Below are 16052 nucleotides of genomic sequence, written 5' to 3'. Positions count from 1 at the left end.
CCGAATTCGTCACGGTCAACGGGCCACTTTCATGCGTTTTCCTGCGCCGACGACGGCAATTACGGCAAAAGTGAACAGAATATGCTCAATATGCAAAGTTTCGTTCAGGACCACGGCGGCGGCCACCAACGATAGTCCGGGCTGGGCCAATTGCACCTGGCCGACCCGCGCCACGCCGCCCAGCGCCATGCCGCGGTACCAGAAAAAGAAGCCGATGAACATGGAGAACACGGACACGTAGCTGAAGCCCAGCCAGGCGCTGGCTGGTGCGGCAGCAATACTGTTCCAGTCGCGCCACAGCAGCCACGCGGTGGCCGGCGCGGCCAGCGGCAGGGACAGCACCAGCGCCCAGCCGATCACTTGTTCGCCGCCCATGGTTTGCGACAGGCGGCCGCCTTCGGCATAGCCCATGGCGGCCAGCGCCACGGCCGCGAAGACGGCCAGGTCGGCGGCGTGCAGGCCTGCGCCCGATTGGCGCAGCGCGAAGCCGACCACCAGGGCGCTGCCGGCGGCGGCCATGCACCAGAAACCGGCCGAAGGGCGTTCGTGGCCGCGCAAGGCCGCGAACAGGGCGGTTGCCAGCGGCAGGATGCCGACCAGTACCGCGCCGTGCGAGGCGGGCAGGGTGCGCATGGCGATGGAGGTCAGCAGCGGGAAGCCGATGACGCAGCCGATGGTCACTGCCAGCAGGGTTGGCAACTGGGCGCGTGCCGGCAGCGGGGCGCGCTTCCAGCGCAGCCAGCACAGGGCCAGTACAGCGGCCGCCACGGCGCGGCCCATGGCCACGAAAACCGGATCGAGGCCGGCCACGGCCAGGCGGGTGAAGGGCAAGGTCAGGCTGAAGATGGCGACGCCGATGAAGCCCAGCAGCATGCCGCGGCTTTCGGCGCCTGAAACCGGAAGTTCGGTGTCAGACCCACGGGGTCTGACACCCGCCCGCAGCCGCCGCGTTGCCGGTGCCTGATCCTGCGGGTCAGGCACCGGGGTACCGGTTTGGCAGTCAACTTCCCACGAGGGCCCATCATGTGAATACGGCGTCATGGCAGCACCTCTGACAGCACCCGCATGATCTTCTCCGCATCCACATTGGCTCCTGTCAGCGGCAAACCCACCTTGCACCCCGCCACGCGCGGATCGTGCTTGAGGCGCAAGGCCGCCGCCAGCGCCGCCGCCCCTGCGCCCTCGGCCAGGTTGTGCGTGGCGCGGTAATACAGGCGGATCGCACGCGCCACTTCCTCATCGCTGACGGCAACCACGTCATCGGCATAGCGCCGCACGATCTCCAGCGAACCCGCATCGGGCGTGCGGCAGGCCATGCCATCCGCCAGTTCCGTGGTGGTTGGCGCCTCGCAGAACTGGCCGCTACGGAACGATTCCATATAAGCCGGTGCATGGCTGGACACCACGCCGATCAGGCGGGTGCGCAGGCCGAGCGCCTCGCGCGCCGCAACTGCCGCGCAAAAGCCGGACCCCTGGCCGATCGGCACGAACACGGTGTCCAGGCCGGGCTGTGCATGGAAAAGCTCCATCCAGTAGCTTGCCACGCCCGCCACCAGGTCGGCATGGCAGGACGGCACCATATGCAAGCCCTGCTTGCGTGCCAGCGACAGCGCATATTCCCGGCTGGCCTGGAAATCGTCGCCGTACTCGATCAGGTCCGCGCCCAGCCCGCGCATGGCAGCATTCTTTTCGGCGCTGTTGCCGTTCGGGACCACGATGGTCGATTTCACGCCATGGCGGCGCGCGGCAAAGGCAATCGACTGCCCATGGTTGCCGCGTGTGGCCGACACGATGCCTGCCACGCCAGGTTCGCGCTTCAGCAGTCCATCCAGGTAGACCAGGCCGCCGCGCACCTTGAAGGCGCCCGTCGGTGTATGGTTTTCATGCTTGACCCAGGCTTCGGTGCCCAGCGCCACGTTCAGCAGCGGCCAGGAAAACTGCGGCGTGGCAGGCATGGCGCCGTAGACGATGGTGGCGGCGGCGTCGAGTTCAGCACGGGTTGGCAGCAGGTTCATGGCGCAGGCTCCTTTAATCACTGGATATTGGCGGGGGATGGGTGTATCGTAGGATAAGTAACCAGTACAGTACCAATACACTTGTTCGAATAATTTGACGCACTGTGATGGTGATATGACCAATACAATCCTGCTAAGCCGCGAGGGCGGCGAGTCGCTCAGCGACCAGATCGTGCGCAGCGTGGCCGCCCGCATCGACGACCGCGTGCTGCGCGCCGGCGCGCGCATGCCGTCGATCCGCCAGTTCGCCACCTCGCACGGCGTGTCGCCCTTCACCGTGGTCGGCGCCTACGACAAGCTGGTCGCGCGCGGCTACCTGGAATCAAGGCGCGGCGCCGGCTTCTATATCCGCGACCGCGCTCCGCTGCAGGCGCCCCAGCCCCCCGCGCGCGAGCCGGGCCTGGCGCAGCCGGAAGGCACGCAGGGTCTCGACGTGGTCTGGCTGGTGCGCAATATGTTCCGCACCGTGCCGCACCAGTACATGCCCGGCACGGGCGTGCTGCCAGCAGATTGGCTGGATGGGGTGGCGATCGGCAACGCCCTGCGCGCCATCAGCCGCCAGCACAGCAGCATCCTCTTGAATTACGGCGTGCCGCAGGGCTACCTGCCGCTACGCCAGCATTTGCAGCACAAGCTGGCGGAGCTCGAAATCGGCGCCGCGCCGGAGCAGATCGTCACCACCGCCGGCGTTACCCAGGCAATCGACATGGTGGCGCGCGAATTCACCCGCCCCGGCGATACCGTGTTTGTCGACGATCCGGCCTGGTTCCTGATGTTCGGCTCCTTTGCCGCGCTGGGGGCGCGGGTGGTGGGAATACCGCGCCTGGCCGACGGCCCCGATATTGCACAACTGGCCGAGCTGGCTGCAATCCACAAGCCCAAGCTGTATGTGATCAACTCCGTGCTGCACAACCCCAGTTCGACTTCGCTGTCGGCAGCCAAGGCCTTCCAGATCCTGCGCATCGCCGAAGAACACGGCATCACCATCGTGGAAGACGATATCTACTGCGACCTGCACCCGGGCAGCAGCGTGCAGCCAGCCACCCGCATGGCGGCGCTCGACCAGCTGAAGCGCGTGATTTACCTCGGCGGCTTTTCCAAGACCATGGCCGCCAACTTGCGCGTCGGCTTCATCGCCACGTCGGAAGAAATGGCGCTGCGCCTGGCCGATCGCAAGATGCTGCAAACGCTGACCACCAGCGATATCGGCGAGCGCGTCGTGCACAAAGTGCTGTCCGAAGGCAGCTACCGCAAGCACACGGAGCGCATCCGCACGCGCCTGGACGGCCTGCGTGCGCGCATCGTGCGCCAGCTCGAGAAAACGGGAATGCGCATCGCCAGTGCGCCGCCGGCGGGCATGTTCGTATGGGTTGATGCCGGACGCGACACCAATGTGCTGACCGAAAAGGCCATGGGGCAGGGCTTGCTGCTGGCGCCGGGCAGCCTGTTCTCGCCGAGCCAGCTGCCGTCGCAGTTCATGCGGCTGAACATCGCTGCGCTGCAGGCGCCGGAAATCTGGCGTTTCCTGCAGCGCGAGCTTGCGAACTAGTTTTCGTCGTGCATGGCAACTTGGGACACTGCGATCGCCTCCGTGACGGCTGCCATGCTCACCTGTGCGTCCCTGCCCAATAACAGGCGGACGTCGCAGGAGGCCAGCTGCTTGCTGGTGAGCTGCACCTTTCCTTGCAGGGCTTTTTGCAGGCTGGCGGCCTGCTTTTCGAAGCCTGGGCTGTACTGGATGATGGTGGCAACCTGCCTGTACGGCTTGTCGTTGCTCAGGCGATTGACCGGAATGCCCATCTGGCCCAGCAGGTTGCGGAAGCGGCGTGCCATGCCGGCGACGCCGTTTCCGTTCGAGACTTCCAGGCGTGCCACGCGGACGCGGTCGGCCTGGGCTGCGGCCTGCACGGCGGCGGATGTTGGTGCCGCGGTGGCAACCGGCGCGGCTGCCGGCTCGGCGGCGACGCGGGCTTTCAGCTCGTAGACGTAGCCGACGACTTTGATCAGTTCCATATGGCTGGCGATTTCGCTCGCCGTGGTGGCGGGCAGCACGCCCAGTGGCTGCGCTTCTTTGCGCGGCGCCTGGGCCGGCGCTGGCGCGACGGGGTCCTCGGAGAGCAATGCCATGTTTGGTGCGGAGGCGTCTTGCGCTGGGACAACCGGGGCGGCGGCAACTGCGGCTACGATCGGCGTTGCGATTGGCGGTGCGCTTGCGGCGGGTACAACGATGGACGGCGCAGTAGCCGGTTCGGCAACGACGGATGGAGCGGCGACGGACGGTGCCACCACTGAAGGCGCGATGACAGGCTGCGCAGCGACCGATGGCGCGTCGGCATCGGCGGCGCTGGCGGCGGCCAGCTGCGGCGCGTCGGCGCCGGACTGCTTGCCCATCGCGGCTTCGGCCATCTGCAGGTTCTCGAAGGCCTTCTTCCCTGCACCCAGTGCCATGGCCCGGCGCAGGTTCTGCGCGGCACCGGCGTTATCGCCCATCAGGTACAGCACATAGCCAAGGTTGGTATGCGGCTGCGCCTCGCTCGGATAGTCCTTGACCAGCGCCACCAGGGCCTTGCGCGCCAGTTCCAGGTCGCCGCGCTGCGCTTCGATCACGGCCACCGCGTTGCGCGCCTCAAGCTGGTTGGCATCGAGGGCAAGCGATTGCGCGTAGGCACCCAGAGCCAAAGCCAGTTGGCCGCGCTCGTGGTGGAAGCGCGCCAGCCGGTTCCAGCTTGCCGCCTGGTTGCCCGGCATGTCGCCGCGCACGACGGGCTGCAAGGCCAGTTGATGCGATGCCGGAGGAGCACTGCATGCCGTGAGAAGGCCGCAACCCATTGCGGCCAATGCGATTGGCTTGAGCTTGATCATGGCAATTCCTTTCTAGCCGGCGTCGGCGCCGCCCATGGTGGGCAGCAGGACGCGGTAAATCGAGATAAACGCAGGCCCCATCAACACCACCAGCAGCGATGGGAAGATGAAGAAGATCAACGGGAACAGCAGTTTCAGGGCAATCTTTGCAGCAGCTTCTTCGGCGCGCTGGCGACGGCGGGTGCGCAGTTGTTCCGACTGCACGCGCAGCGAATCGGCGATGCTGGTGCCGAAGCGTTCGGCCTGGATCAGCATAGCCACCAGCGCATCGACATCCTCGACGCCGGTGCGCAGCGCCAGGTTGCGCAGGGCGCGCTCCTTGGACAGGCCGGCGCGCAGCTCCAGCGTCACCAGGTGCAGTTCATCGGCCAGGATCGGGCTCTTGATGCCGATTTCGTCGGCCACCCGCAGTAGCGCGGCATCCATCGCCAGGCCCGCTTCCACGCACACGGTCATCAGGTCCAGCGCATCGGGGAAGGATTCGAAGATTTCGAGCTGGCGGCGGCTGATGGCCCAGCGCAGCAGGAAGTTCGGCAGGTAGTAGCCGAGGCCCGCCGCCAGCAGCAGCCAGAACATCAGGCCATTGCCGGACAGCTTTGAACCGGACAGCACGAGCGAAGCATAGAGCGCCAGCGGCAGCATGATCGCCAGCGCCGTCTTGGCGGCGAAGTACAGCGGCCCCATGGAAGCATGGCGCAGCCCCGCATTCATGAAGCGCAGGCGCAGCGTCGACTTCTCCCATTCTTCGGTTTCGCCGCCGGACAGCTTGGCCACCGGCGCCAGCCAGGCCGCAATGCGCGCCAGCAGGTTGGGGTTGATGCGTTCGCGCCGCCGCGATTTGCCGGGCAGCTCGCTCACCTGCTGCAGCCGCCCGTGCACGGGGTTGGCGCTGAAACTCAGCATGACCACGTAGGCGGTGCCGAACACCAGCAGGAACACCAGGGCCAGGAAGGCCATTTGAAGGACGCTCATGTCAATCTCCCGCTAAACACGAATCCGGATAATCTTGCGCATCGCGAAGACACCAACGATCATCATGGTGATCGCGCCAGCAACCATCTTGCGCCCGGCCGGGTCGGTGTACAGCACGGCCAGGAAGCTGGGATTGGTCAGCTGGATCATCCCAGCCGCGGCAAAGGGCAGCAGGCCGAGCACCCAGGCCGACATCTTGCCCTCGGCCGACAGCACGCGGATCTGGCCCAGCAGCTTGATGCGCTCGCGCACGATCCTGCTGATGTTGTCGAGCAGTTCGGCCAGGTTGCCGCCCGTCTCGCGCTGGATCATCACGGCGATGACGAAGTAGCGCAGGTCGGTACTGGGCACGCGCGTGGCCAGGTTCATCAGCGCATCGTTCATCGAGATGCCGAAATTGACCTCGTCGAAGGTTGCCTTGAATTCGTCGGCGATCGGCGCGTTCATTTCGTCGCCCACCATCTTCATGGCGGTCGGGAAGGCATGGCCGGCGCGAAGGGCTCGGCCGATCAGGTCCAGCGCGTCGGGCAGTTGCTGGTCCACCTTGGCCAGCCGCTTGCCCTTGGCGCGCAGCACCAGCAGCAGGGGGAAGCTGAGCGAGACCAGCATCAGCGGCAGCACTAGCAGCAGCGGCACCCGCAGGAACAGTGCCGCGCCGCCTACCAGCACGGGGCAGATCAGCGACAGCACGATCAGGTCCGACACCGTCCACGACATGCCCGACTGCTCCAGCAGGCGGTCCAGCTGGCTGACGCGCGGCATCTGCAGCAGCAGGCGCTGGAATACCGGGCTTTCGCTGAGCAGGCGCTTTTTGATCATGGAAGCGCTTTCGCCGCCGGCATGGGCGCCGGCCGACATCATGCGCAAGCGGCGCGCCACCCGTTCCGCTTCCGGCCCCTTGGCCGAATTCCAGGTCAGGTACATGCCTTCGATCAGCAGCACCACGGCCAGGAAGACCAGGATGCCGGTGGCGTAATAGAGGTAGTCCATGGCTTACATCCTCTTTTGCACGGTGGGGTCGAACATGTCGTCGGCCAGGGTGACGCCGAAGGTGCGCAGCCGTTCGCCGAAGCGCGGCCGCACGCCGGTGGCGCTGAAGTAGCCTTGCACCGAGCCGTCGGTGCCGACGCTGGTCTGCTTGAAGCAGAAGATCTCCTGCATGGTGATCATTTCGCCTTCCATGCCGGTGATTTCCTGGATCGACATCAGCTTGCGCTTGCCGTCGGTCAGGCGCGCCACCTGCACCACCACGCCGATGGCGGAAGAGATCTGTTGGCGCATGGCCTTCACCGGCAGGCCGGCGGCGCCCATGCTGATCATGTTTTCCAGCCGGGTCAGCGCATCGCGCGGCGTGTTGGCGTGGATGGTGGCCATCGAGCCTTCATGGCCGGTATTCATGGCCTGCAGCATGTCCAGCGCTTCGGCGCCGCGCACCTCGCCCAGGATGATGCGGTCGGGGCGCATGCGCAGCGCATTGCGCACCAGGGCGCGCTGCGTTACCTCGCCCTTGTTCTCAATGTTCGGCGGACGCGTTTCCAGGCGCACGATATGCGGCTGCTGCAGCTGCAGTTCGGCCGCATCTTCGATGGTCACGATGCGCTCGCTGTGGCTGATATAGCCGGAAATGGCGTTCAGCATGGTGGTCTTGCCGGAGCCGGTGCCGCCCGAGATCAGGATGTTCACCTTGCTCTTGCCCAGCGCCTGCAGGATGGTGGCCATGGCCTCGGTCATCGAGTTGAAGCTGATCAGCTCCGCCATGCCCAGCGGATCGGCCGAGAAGCGGCGGATCGAGAGCACCGGGCCGTCGATGGCCAGCGGCGGGATGATGGCGTTGACGCGCGAACCGTCCGGCAGGCGGGCGTCGACCATCGGGCTCGATTCGTCGATGCGGCGTCCCACGCGCGACACGATCTTGTCGATGATCTTCATCAGGTGCGCATCATCGTTGAAGGTGACCGAAGTCAGTTCCAGGCAGCCTTTGCGCTCCACGTACACCTGGCGCGCCCCGTTGACCAGGATGTCGGACACATTGGGGTCGGCCAGCAGCGGCTCCAGCGGCCCGAAGCCCAGCACCTCGTACTGGATGTCGCGCGTCAGGTTGCGCCGCTCGCTGTCGTTGATCACCACCATGTTCTCTTCGAGCAGGCGCTCGACCAGGATCTTCAGCTCGTCGCGGATCTGGTCCTGGGTCAGGCGCTGCATGCTCTCCAGGTCGACCCGGTCGAGCAGGGTCTGGTGGATGCGGTGCTTGAGCTGCTGGTAGGCGCGGTTGTCGATTGCCTCGGAAGTGCGCAGGGCGGCGACGTTGCCGTTGGCTGGCGCGGCGCCAAGGCGATTGCGGAGGTTCTGGGCTGGGATCTGCATGATCGGCTCCATGGGCTGGTCTGGGGGCGCTATGCGCGCTGGAGGATTCGGGACAGCCAGCCGCGCGACTCGGTACTGCTGTCGCCGGCCAGGGTACGCGCCAGGTCCTGCAAAGCCTTGGAAATCGGGCTGGCGCGCTGCAGCTGCAGGATCGGCACGCCCTGGTTGACCGAGGCGGCGGCAGCTTCGTAGTGGTTCGGGATGGTGCGGAACATTTCCATGCCGTAGGCTTGCTCGCAATCGCGCAGGCGGATGTCGCCGTTGTTCGAATGGCGGTTGACGATCAGGTGGATTTTGTCCTTCCGATAGTCAAGCGAACGGAATACCTGCAGCAGCCGCTTGCCGTCGCGGACATACGGCAGCGTGGCCTGCAGGATGGGGAAGATCATGTCGGCCTGGTCGAGGGCGCGCACCGAGACGGCGTCCAGGCTGCGCCCGATGTCGAGCAGGACGAAATCGTAATGCTGGCGCGCCAGCCGCAGCAGGGCGTCGATATGCTCGGGATGCACGTCATTGGCCTGGGTCGGGTCTTCCGGCGCCGCCAGCACGTGGAAGTTCGGCGTCACCTGCACCATGCTGGAGAACAGCAGGGTGGCATCCAGGCGGTGCATCTGCTGCGCCACGCTGGCCACGCTGGCGGCCGGGCGCTGGTCGGAGACGAACAGCGAGGCGTCGCCGAACTGCAGGTTGAGGTCGAACAGCGCTACTTTCTTGCCTTCGGCGGCAGCCAGGGCGTAGCCGAGGTTGGCGGCCAGGAAGGTGGCCCCGCTGCCGCCCTTGCAGGAGATGAACGCCAGCACCTTGCCCAGCGAACGGGCGCTGAAATTGCGCTTTTCGTCCAGCCGGCGCACCGCCGCCTGCAGCGCGGCGCCGTCGATCGGCGCGGGCAGCACTTCTCGCACGCCGGCGCGCATGGCCTGCATCAGGAAGTCGGGCGTCTGCTGGGTGCAGGCCACGATGATGGCCATGTCGGGGTGTTGCACGCTGAGCGTTTCGAGGCGGTCCATGTCCTCGCCGTTCAGCAGCGGCTGCGCCACCAGCAGCAGGTCGGGTGCCATGCCGTCAAAGCGCGGCAGCTTGTCGAGCAGGCCTGGCAGCACGTCGACCTGGTCGGTCGGGCTGCGCTCGCGCAGGATGCGGGCGATTTCGAACAGTTGCTTATCGTTGCTGGAGATGGCGGTGATCTTCATGGCATCGCTCAGTTGGTGAAGCCGAGGCTTTCGGCGTAGACGACAGTGGTGGCTTCCGGCATGGTGTTGGCCGGCTTGGAAACGGTGACCGATCCGGGCTTGAAAATCAGCGGGGTAAATACGACATCCTTGACTTTGACTTCGACGTACATGACACAAGATGCAGTGCGCAGCACATCGTTGCAGGCGGCCATATTGTCGCCCGCATCCGCTGGCGGGTTGATGACCGGATCGACGCCATTTGCCTGCAGGTAGCGGATTTTGACATTTTCATCAGTGATTTCCATGCTGCCAGGGAGCCTCGTGGCACCGAACACCGCATACTTCCTGATGTCGGTCTGGTCGGCATCGCTCATCCAGCGCACGGCTGCCTCGCGTGCGCCGCGGCGGCTGATTTCCTGCATGGTGTTGTAGACGAACATCATGCGGCCGAACTCGAAGATGGCATAGATGAAGGCCAGCAGCAGGCCGCCGATGATGGCAAATTCCACGATCGCGGCGCCGCTCTGGCGCTTCAGGCTGGGACGGCAGGCCCGGTTCTTCATGGCATCCTCACTGCATGTAGCGCATGGTGGTGCGCGGGGTCAGGTTGATGGTGCGCACCGCATTGCCGATCAGCGGAATGGTCTGGCCGATGTTGACAGCGTAGCCGGTGATCTCGACGCGTACGCCGCCGGGCGCGGTGCCGTCAATGCAGGAGCTGTCGTTGTAGGAGGCATCCAGGCAAGTGACCACCACGTTGCTGCTGGCGAAGCCGGGTACCTTGGCCGCGTTGGCGGCGGCCACCACGATGCTCTTGGCAGTGCCGACGGCGCTCGAGTTGATGTTGGCTTTTTTCGCCACGCTCATGTAGCGGGCGCCGTCGCGGGTACCCTTGCTGAGCGCATCGTAATAGGCGAAGGCGCGGCCGAACTCCCACACCCCTGCCAGCAGCAGGAACAGGATGCTGGCCACCAGCCCGAATTCGACCAGGGCGGCGCCGGATTGCTTGCGTAATGGTGGAAGGCGCATGGTGATCACTTGTACAGTTTGACTTCGGACGAGGGCACTGGTTCTACCAGGCCGGTGAATTCCACGTTCAGTTTCTTCGGCGAGCCGCTGAGGTCGGCCTTCTTCTGCATGAAGAACTTGCCGATGCCGACCACGTTCATGACGCCGCAGGCGCCGCTGCCCACCGGCGGGGTGCGGCAGTCGATCAGCACGATGTTCAGGATGCGGCGGTTCTCGACGCCGGTGCGGCCGGCCGGGGCCAGGAAGGTCGGGCCGCTGGCCTGGTTATACGGCGCCGCAAACTGCGAGGTGAAGCCGGCGCCGACCGTGGTCGGGTAATTGGCGGGGTCGATATAGTTGGTGGTGGCGCCCGTGCCGTACATCTTGCTGGTTGCGCTGGTGCCATTGGCCTCGGCTGGCGTAACGGCCGTCGTACCGTCGGACTGGACCGCCGGCGTGTAGGACCACAGCACGCCGTGTTCCGCATAGCTGGCCTGCGTCGGGACGCGGGTGCTGGGCGTGCTGGGCCAGATATTGGTGGTGGCCTCAAAGGGCAGCGTGTACTTCGGCAGCTGCGGGGTGCCGTCGGTCGTGACCGATTGCTGGCTGGGCAGGTTGGTGCTGCCGGCGTCTTGCCATCCAGCCGGTGCTTCGCCGGAGCCGGGCAGGTATTCCTTGACGTTGATGTCGGGCGGCGCGGTGGCCGGGTCGCACTGCGAGCCGCCGGAATAATCGTTGAAGCGCGAGTTGAACGCTTTTTCCAGCGTCCCCGACACGCCGGTATTGGTGTAGACCTGGCCCACCCCGGTCGGCACCACGGCGCTGTTGCCGACGCAGATGAAGGGGGCGGTGACATTGGTCGACGAGTTGGACGAGACGCAGGCGTTGGGCGGCGAATTGACCGGGTTGATCTGGTACGGGTCGGAGGCGGCGCCGCCCAGGGAGCCCAGTTCGAACACGTTGTACGACATGCCGCGGCGGAAGCCGTATTCGACGATTTCAGTGAAGCTGCCGTAGCTGTAGTTGGCCGTGCGGCGGGTCGGGTCGATGGCGCAGACGCCGACCGGGGTGACGGTGTTGACGTAGCGCCCCGCCACCGCCCAGCCGTAGGTCGAGGTGCTGTTGTCGCCGGCAATGCGCATCAGCCAGGTATTGATCGACTGCGCAGTGCCGCCGTTGCCGCCATCCCGGGTGTCGACCTCCACGAACGTGCGACCGGTGGCGTTGCCCAGGCTTTGCGCCAGGGTGTACCAGGGGCCGTCCGGACTGGCGGCAAAGCGGAAGTTGGCGTCCTGCAGCGTCAGCGTGCTGCCGAAGTTGTAGCGGTTCTTCAGCGCCAGCGCCTTGCCGGAAGCGACGGCCTTGTTCAGGCCCGCGTCCGAGTTGTCGAGGTCCTTGCCGGCAGCCAGGGCCGAGGCATCGGCCAGGTTCTGCAGCTCGGTCTTGACGATGTATAAGTGGCCAAGGTCCAGCACCAGGCCTGCCACGGGGATCAGGACGAGCATCAGCAGCAGGCCAGTCATCACGGCCACGGCGCCGCGCTGCTGGTGGTGCTTGGGAATGCGCTGGACCATGGCTGTCTCCTAGCGGCCGACGCCGATCAGGAAGGAATTGGCGTTCTTTTCCGGCGCCTTGAACGATTTCACGTACTGGTCGTAGCCGGCCTTGGCGGCCGGGCCGTCCAGCCCCAGGGGCACCGCCATGTTGCGCTCGGCGGCGGGGTTCATGATCTGCGCCTGGCGCAGGTCGGTGGCGGCTTCGCCCAGGTGCTGGTCGACGTAGGGCGTGGTCGACATGCAGGCCGCCAGGCTCAAAGGCAGCAGGGCAGTGCCGGTGCAGCGCAGGAATGACGATTTCATGCTGGCCTCCTAGTTCAGGTCGAAACCGCCGGCTTGCTTGCCAGGCTGCTTCTGGGTTTTGTCTTGCGGCGGGGTGCCTTCCATCTGGCCGGTGAAGATGCGCTGGGCGCGGCTCGGATCGGTCACGTTGGAGGTGGGCAGGGCATTGGCCAGGTCGGGCGGCAGCGGCTTGACCAGGCGCGGCGTGATGACGAACACCAGCTCGGTGCGGTCGGTCTGGAAATCGTTGGAACGGAACAGGGCGCCCAGCACCGGGATTTCGCCCAGGCCCGGCACGGCCTTGATGTTGTTGGTCGAGTTGTTCTTGATCAAGCCGCCGATGGCGAAGCTCTGGCCGTCGAACAGCTGCACCGTGGTGGCGGCGCGCCGCGTGGTGAACGAAGGCAGGATGGCGGTGCCGTTGACGCCGGCCGCCGAAATGCCCACGCCTTCCTTGTTCAATTCCGAGACTTCGGGCGCCACCTTCAGGTTGATGCGGCCGTCACCCAGCACGGTCGGGGTGAAGCGCACCGCCACGCCGAATTCCTTCTCTTCCAGCGTGATGCGGGTAAAGCCGCCGCCGTCCGGGGTGGAGGCCACCGGGATGAAGATCTTGCCGCCGGCCAGGAAGCTGGCTTCCTGGCCGCTGATGGCCATCAGGTTCGGCTCGGCCAGCATCTTCACCAGCCCGTCGCGCTTTTGCGCATCGATGGTGAAGGAGTTGCCGTTGGTGCTCTTGAAGGCATTGGCCAGCGAAGGGTTGCCGCTCAACAGGTTGGACAGCAGGGTATAGGTCCAGTTGCCGATGGTGTGATTGAGACCGATGCTGGCGCCCAGCTGGTCGACCAGGGTCTTGGACACTTCGGCCACCTTCACTTCCAGCATCACCTGCTGCGGCGCGGCGACGGTCAGCATATTGATGATCTTGAGCGACAGGCTGCCTTCGACTGGCGCGATGGCCTGCGTGCTGGCGCCGGCCGGCGCCGAGGCGCCGCTGCCCGGGCCGCCGCTGCTGGTCGGGCGCTGGCGCGTGACGAAGGCGTTGGCCATCTGCAGCACATGCTCGGCCATCACCACGTCCGGTACGGTGCCGCTCAGCATGAGGGAGTCGGCGGCCGCGGTCACCTTGACCATGCCGGCCTGGCCGGTCAGCTTGTCGATGCCCGCCTGCAGGGTGGCCGTGTCGGCGCTGACGGTCAGGTCGGCAATCACGGTGTCGCCGGTCTTCTGCCACACGATCAGGTTGGTGGTGCCGACGGTGCGGCCCAGCATGTATACTTCGCGCGGATTGAGCAGGATCACGTCGGCCACGCGGGCGTCGCCCACCGCCACCCGTGCTGCAGGATGCTGCAGGCGCACGATGCTGGACTTGCCTTCGGCCAGCTGCATGGCCGGCGCCAGTTCGGTGCGGCCTTCCGGCAGCGCAGCCGGCAGCGCGGCTTCCGCCTTCTTGCCGGGCATGGCGCCGCCCTTGGCCTTCATTTTGGGCTGCTGCGCCACGACGGCTGCTTCGGCGCCCACCTGGGCGGCGGCAGGCGTGGGCAGGGCGGGCAGGGCCAACAGGGCGCCCAGGATGCTCGGTACAGCGGTGCTTATCCTTTTCATGAGTAGCTCCGTATCAGAATTGTTGGCTGCTGCGGTCCAGGCCTTTGATCATTTCCACATGCACGCCCGGTGGCGGCACGGTGGCCACTTTGCGCACCGGCACGGGCTTCGGTGCCGGGGCGGCGACGGGCGCCGCTTTCGGTGCCGGCGCGGGTGTTGCGGCGCCCAGCAGGGTGGTCTTGGTGGCGCCGGTGGTCAGCGCGGGATTCGGGTCGACCTGGTTGCGCAGCACCAGCGACAGGCTGCCTACGCTGCGTGCCAGGTCGAGTTTTTCCACCTGTTCCGGGGTCAGCTCCAGCGTCACCGCATTCACCACTTTCGGCTTGGTCTCGTCGCGCGAGGATTCCTGCGCCACCGCCAGCACCAGGATGCGCTCCAGCACGATCTTGGAAATGGTCGGGTCCTTGGTCTGGGTGCGCTGGCCTTCTTCCTGGGTGTTGACCAGGATGTCGACGTAATTGCCGGGCAGGGCGAAGCCGGCCACGCCCACCACGTCGTTGACCCGCACGGTCATGGCGCGCTTGCCCTCGGCCACCACCGCCGACAGCCCGCCCTGGGTGCCGGGCGGCGCCAGCTTGGCTTCCAGGATCGGCTCGCCGCGCATGATGCTGGTGCGGGTGACGCGCGACTCCAGCGCCTTGTCGTCCTTGATGGCGCCCGGCGGCTGCACCGATGCCGGCCAGTCGACCAGGCGCACCATGTCGGGCGTGATGCGTGCGCCCAGGCTGATGTCCACCTGCGCCACGGCCACCTTGGCCGTGGTGCCGCTGGCCTGCGCGTTGATCCAGCGCGCTGCCACCACAACGGCCACGAAGGCCAGGGCGATGGCTACCACCATCATGATCATTGCTCGTGTGTTCCTCATGATTATCCCCTTGCGTCCTTGGCTTCAAACCGCGGCAAAATAGTTATTCCAGGCCCACTCAAGCGAGGCGATGTCCAGCGTGGGCAGGCGTCCTTCATAGGCGGCCAGGTCGCGCAATTGCGAAACCAGGTCGCGCGGGTAACAGGCCATCAGCGGCCGTTCGTGCGTGTGGTGCTGGCGCATCAGCCAGGCGAAAGTCTCGGCCTCGAACGGCACCGAATAGCGTTGGCACACCTGGCGGAACACGGTCTCGTACTGTTCCGGCGTCTGCGGGCCGACATGGATCTTGTAGCCCAGGCGGCGCAGGAAGGAACCGTCGGCAAGCGCATCGGGCGGCATATTGGAGGAAAAGATCACCACCACGTCGAACGGCACCGGGAACTTGTAGCCGTTCTGCAGCGACAGGTAGTCGACCTGGCGGTCCATCGGCACGATCCAGCGGTTCATCAGTTCCACCGGCGAGCAGCGCTGGCGCCCCAGGTCGTCGATGATGAAGATGCCGCCGTTGGCCTTCAGGTGCGGCGGCGCCTGGTACAGCCGGGTGGCCGGATCGAAGCGCAAGTCCAGCGCTTCCAGGGTCAGCTCGCCGCCGGTGATCACGGCGGGTCGCTGGCTGCGCACCCAGCGCTGGTCGCGCGGGGTGCGGCGGTCGAACAGCATGCCCGGCGGCGGCGTGTCCTCAATAATGGTATGCAGCACCGGGTCATAGACAGGGATGATGTCGCCGTCGACCAGCAGCGCATGCGGCACGGCGATCTGCCCTTGCAGCAGGCCGTTCAGGCGCTCTGCCAGGTAGGTTTTTCCGCTGCCGGCCGGACCATGGATAAAGATGGCGCGGCCACTGTTCATGGCCGCGCCCAACTGGTCAAGCACTGCAGGGCTGGCGACAATGCCATCGAACGTTTTGCGGATGTGCTCGCGCTTGACGTGCATCTGCGCCACGCTATGGGCGCGCACGCGTTCGGCATAATCGCTAAAGGTTACGGGGGCAGCGCCGGCATAGGCGTCGCGGCGCACGAATTCGGCGGCGCGGGCGCGGCCCGTATCGGTCAGGTTGTAGACGATGTCGGCATCGGTGTTGCTGACGCCGCGGCGCATCATCTCCATCAGCTTTTCCGTGCGCATGAAGCCCAGCACCGGGTCCAGCACCGATGGCGGCAGCTTCAGGTGGGCGGCCAGCTCGTTGAGCTTGACCTGGCCGCGCTGGTACAGCACCTTGCTGGCCAGCTCCACCAGCAGCAGGAAGGGCAGCCCGGTTTCTTCCACCGTGCGCGGTGCGGGAACGCGCAGCGGGTCGTCAGCCCAGGGGCGCTTGCTTGGTTCTTCAAAATCGGCAGGCATGGCGGACCTC

Annotated in this window: 15 protein-coding genes; 1 reads left to right on the top strand and 14 read right to left on the bottom strand. The window is 65.9% G+C overall.

The window, feature by feature from the left end; all coding sequences use genetic code 11:
* Window positions 1–15 precede the first annotated feature (15 nt).
* Window positions 16–873: a DMT family transporter gene (locus ACN9MU_RS22210; RefSeq protein WP_426318583.1), complete on the bottom strand. Its 858-nt coding sequence runs from the start codon at window positions 871–873 to the stop codon at window positions 16–18.
* 164 nt (window positions 874–1037) lie between these two features.
* Entirely contained in the window at window positions 1038–2015 is a 978-nt protein-coding gene (locus ACN9MU_RS22205; RefSeq protein WP_426336122.1) for a threonine dehydratase, read from the bottom strand.
* 115 nt (window positions 2016–2130) lie between these two features.
* Between ACN9MU_RS22205 and ACN9MU_RS22200 the strand changes: the two genes are divergently transcribed.
* Window positions 2131–3564, top strand: a complete 1434-nt coding sequence (locus ACN9MU_RS22200) for a PLP-dependent aminotransferase family protein (RefSeq protein ID WP_426343467.1) — start codon at window positions 2131–2133, stop codon at window positions 3562–3564.
* Here the strand turns inward: ACN9MU_RS22200 and ACN9MU_RS22195 are convergent.
* The 12 genes from ACN9MU_RS22195 to ACN9MU_RS22140 are packed head-to-tail and all read right to left on the bottom strand — an operon-like array spanning window position 3561 to window position 16042.
* Complete coding sequence (locus tag ACN9MU_RS22195; RefSeq protein ID WP_426343466.1) at window positions 3561–4877, bottom strand: LytR C-terminal domain-containing protein; 1317 nt, start codon at window positions 4875–4877, stop codon at window positions 3561–3563. The two genes, ACN9MU_RS22200 and ACN9MU_RS22195, sit on opposite strands and share 4 nt — an antisense overlap.
* A 12-nt stretch (window positions 4878–4889) precedes the next feature.
* Entirely contained in the window at window positions 4890–5849 is a 960-nt protein-coding gene (locus ACN9MU_RS22190) for a type II secretion system F family protein (protein WP_426162598.1), read from the bottom strand.
* 12 nt (window positions 5850–5861) lie between these two features.
* Window positions 5862–6839 carry a type II secretion system F family protein gene (locus tag ACN9MU_RS22185; RefSeq protein ID WP_426162597.1) on the bottom strand — a complete coding sequence of 326 codons (978 nt, stop codon included), beginning with the start codon at window positions 6837–6839 and terminating at the stop codon, window positions 5862–5864.
* Between the two features lie 3 nt (window positions 6840–6842).
* Window positions 6843–8213: a CpaF family protein gene (locus ACN9MU_RS22180; RefSeq protein WP_426162596.1), complete on the bottom strand. Its 1371-nt coding sequence runs from the start codon at window positions 8211–8213 to the stop codon at window positions 6843–6845.
* Between the two features lie 29 nt (window positions 8214–8242).
* Window positions 8243–9403, bottom strand: a complete 1161-nt coding sequence (locus tag ACN9MU_RS22175; RefSeq protein WP_426343465.1) for an AAA family ATPase — start codon at window positions 9401–9403, stop codon at window positions 8243–8245.
* Between the two features lie 8 nt (window positions 9404–9411).
* On the bottom strand, window positions 9412–9948 hold the full coding sequence (locus ACN9MU_RS22170) for a TadE/TadG family type IV pilus assembly protein (protein ID WP_426162593.1): 537 nt from the start codon (window positions 9946–9948) through the stop codon (window positions 9412–9414).
* A gap of 7 nt (window positions 9949–9955) precedes the next feature.
* The gene (locus ACN9MU_RS22165) at window positions 9956–10414 is read right to left on the bottom strand and encodes a TadE/TadG family type IV pilus assembly protein (RefSeq protein WP_426162592.1); all 459 of its coding nucleotides are present in this window, start codon (window positions 10412–10414) and stop codon (window positions 9956–9958) included.
* A 5-nt stretch (window positions 10415–10419) separates the two neighbouring features.
* On the bottom strand, window positions 10420–11967 hold the full coding sequence (locus ACN9MU_RS22160; RefSeq protein ID WP_426318581.1) for a pilus assembly protein TadG-related protein: 1548 nt from the start codon (window positions 11965–11967) through the stop codon (window positions 10420–10422).
* 9 nt (window positions 11968–11976) lie between these two features.
* The gene (locus ACN9MU_RS22155; protein ID WP_426162590.1) at window positions 11977–12252 is read right to left on the bottom strand and encodes a hypothetical protein; all 276 of its coding nucleotides are present in this window, start codon (window positions 12250–12252) and stop codon (window positions 11977–11979) included.
* Between the two features lie 9 nt (window positions 12253–12261).
* On the bottom strand, window positions 12262–13836 hold the full coding sequence (locus ACN9MU_RS22150) for a type II and III secretion system protein family protein (protein WP_426318580.1): 1575 nt from the start codon (window positions 13834–13836) through the stop codon (window positions 12262–12264).
* A 13-nt stretch (window positions 13837–13849) separates the two neighbouring features.
* Window positions 13850–14701, bottom strand: a complete 852-nt coding sequence (gene cpaB / locus ACN9MU_RS22145; protein ID WP_426162588.1) for a Flp pilus assembly protein CpaB — start codon at window positions 14699–14701, stop codon at window positions 13850–13852.
* Window positions 14702–14725: 24 nt separating this feature from the next.
* A complete protein-coding gene (locus ACN9MU_RS22140) occupies window positions 14726–16042 on the bottom strand; it encodes an ATP-binding protein (protein ID WP_426162587.1) in 1317 nt (438 codons plus the stop codon).
* Window positions 16043–16052 lie beyond the last annotated feature (10 nt).

Source organism: Pseudoduganella sp. R-32 (genome assembly GCF_049913245.1).
Taxonomy (GTDB): Bacteria; Pseudomonadota; Gammaproteobacteria; order Burkholderiales; family Burkholderiaceae_D; genus Rugamonas.
Note: the sequence above shows the minus strand (reverse complement) of the source record. Positions and strands in the feature narration are given on the sequence as shown.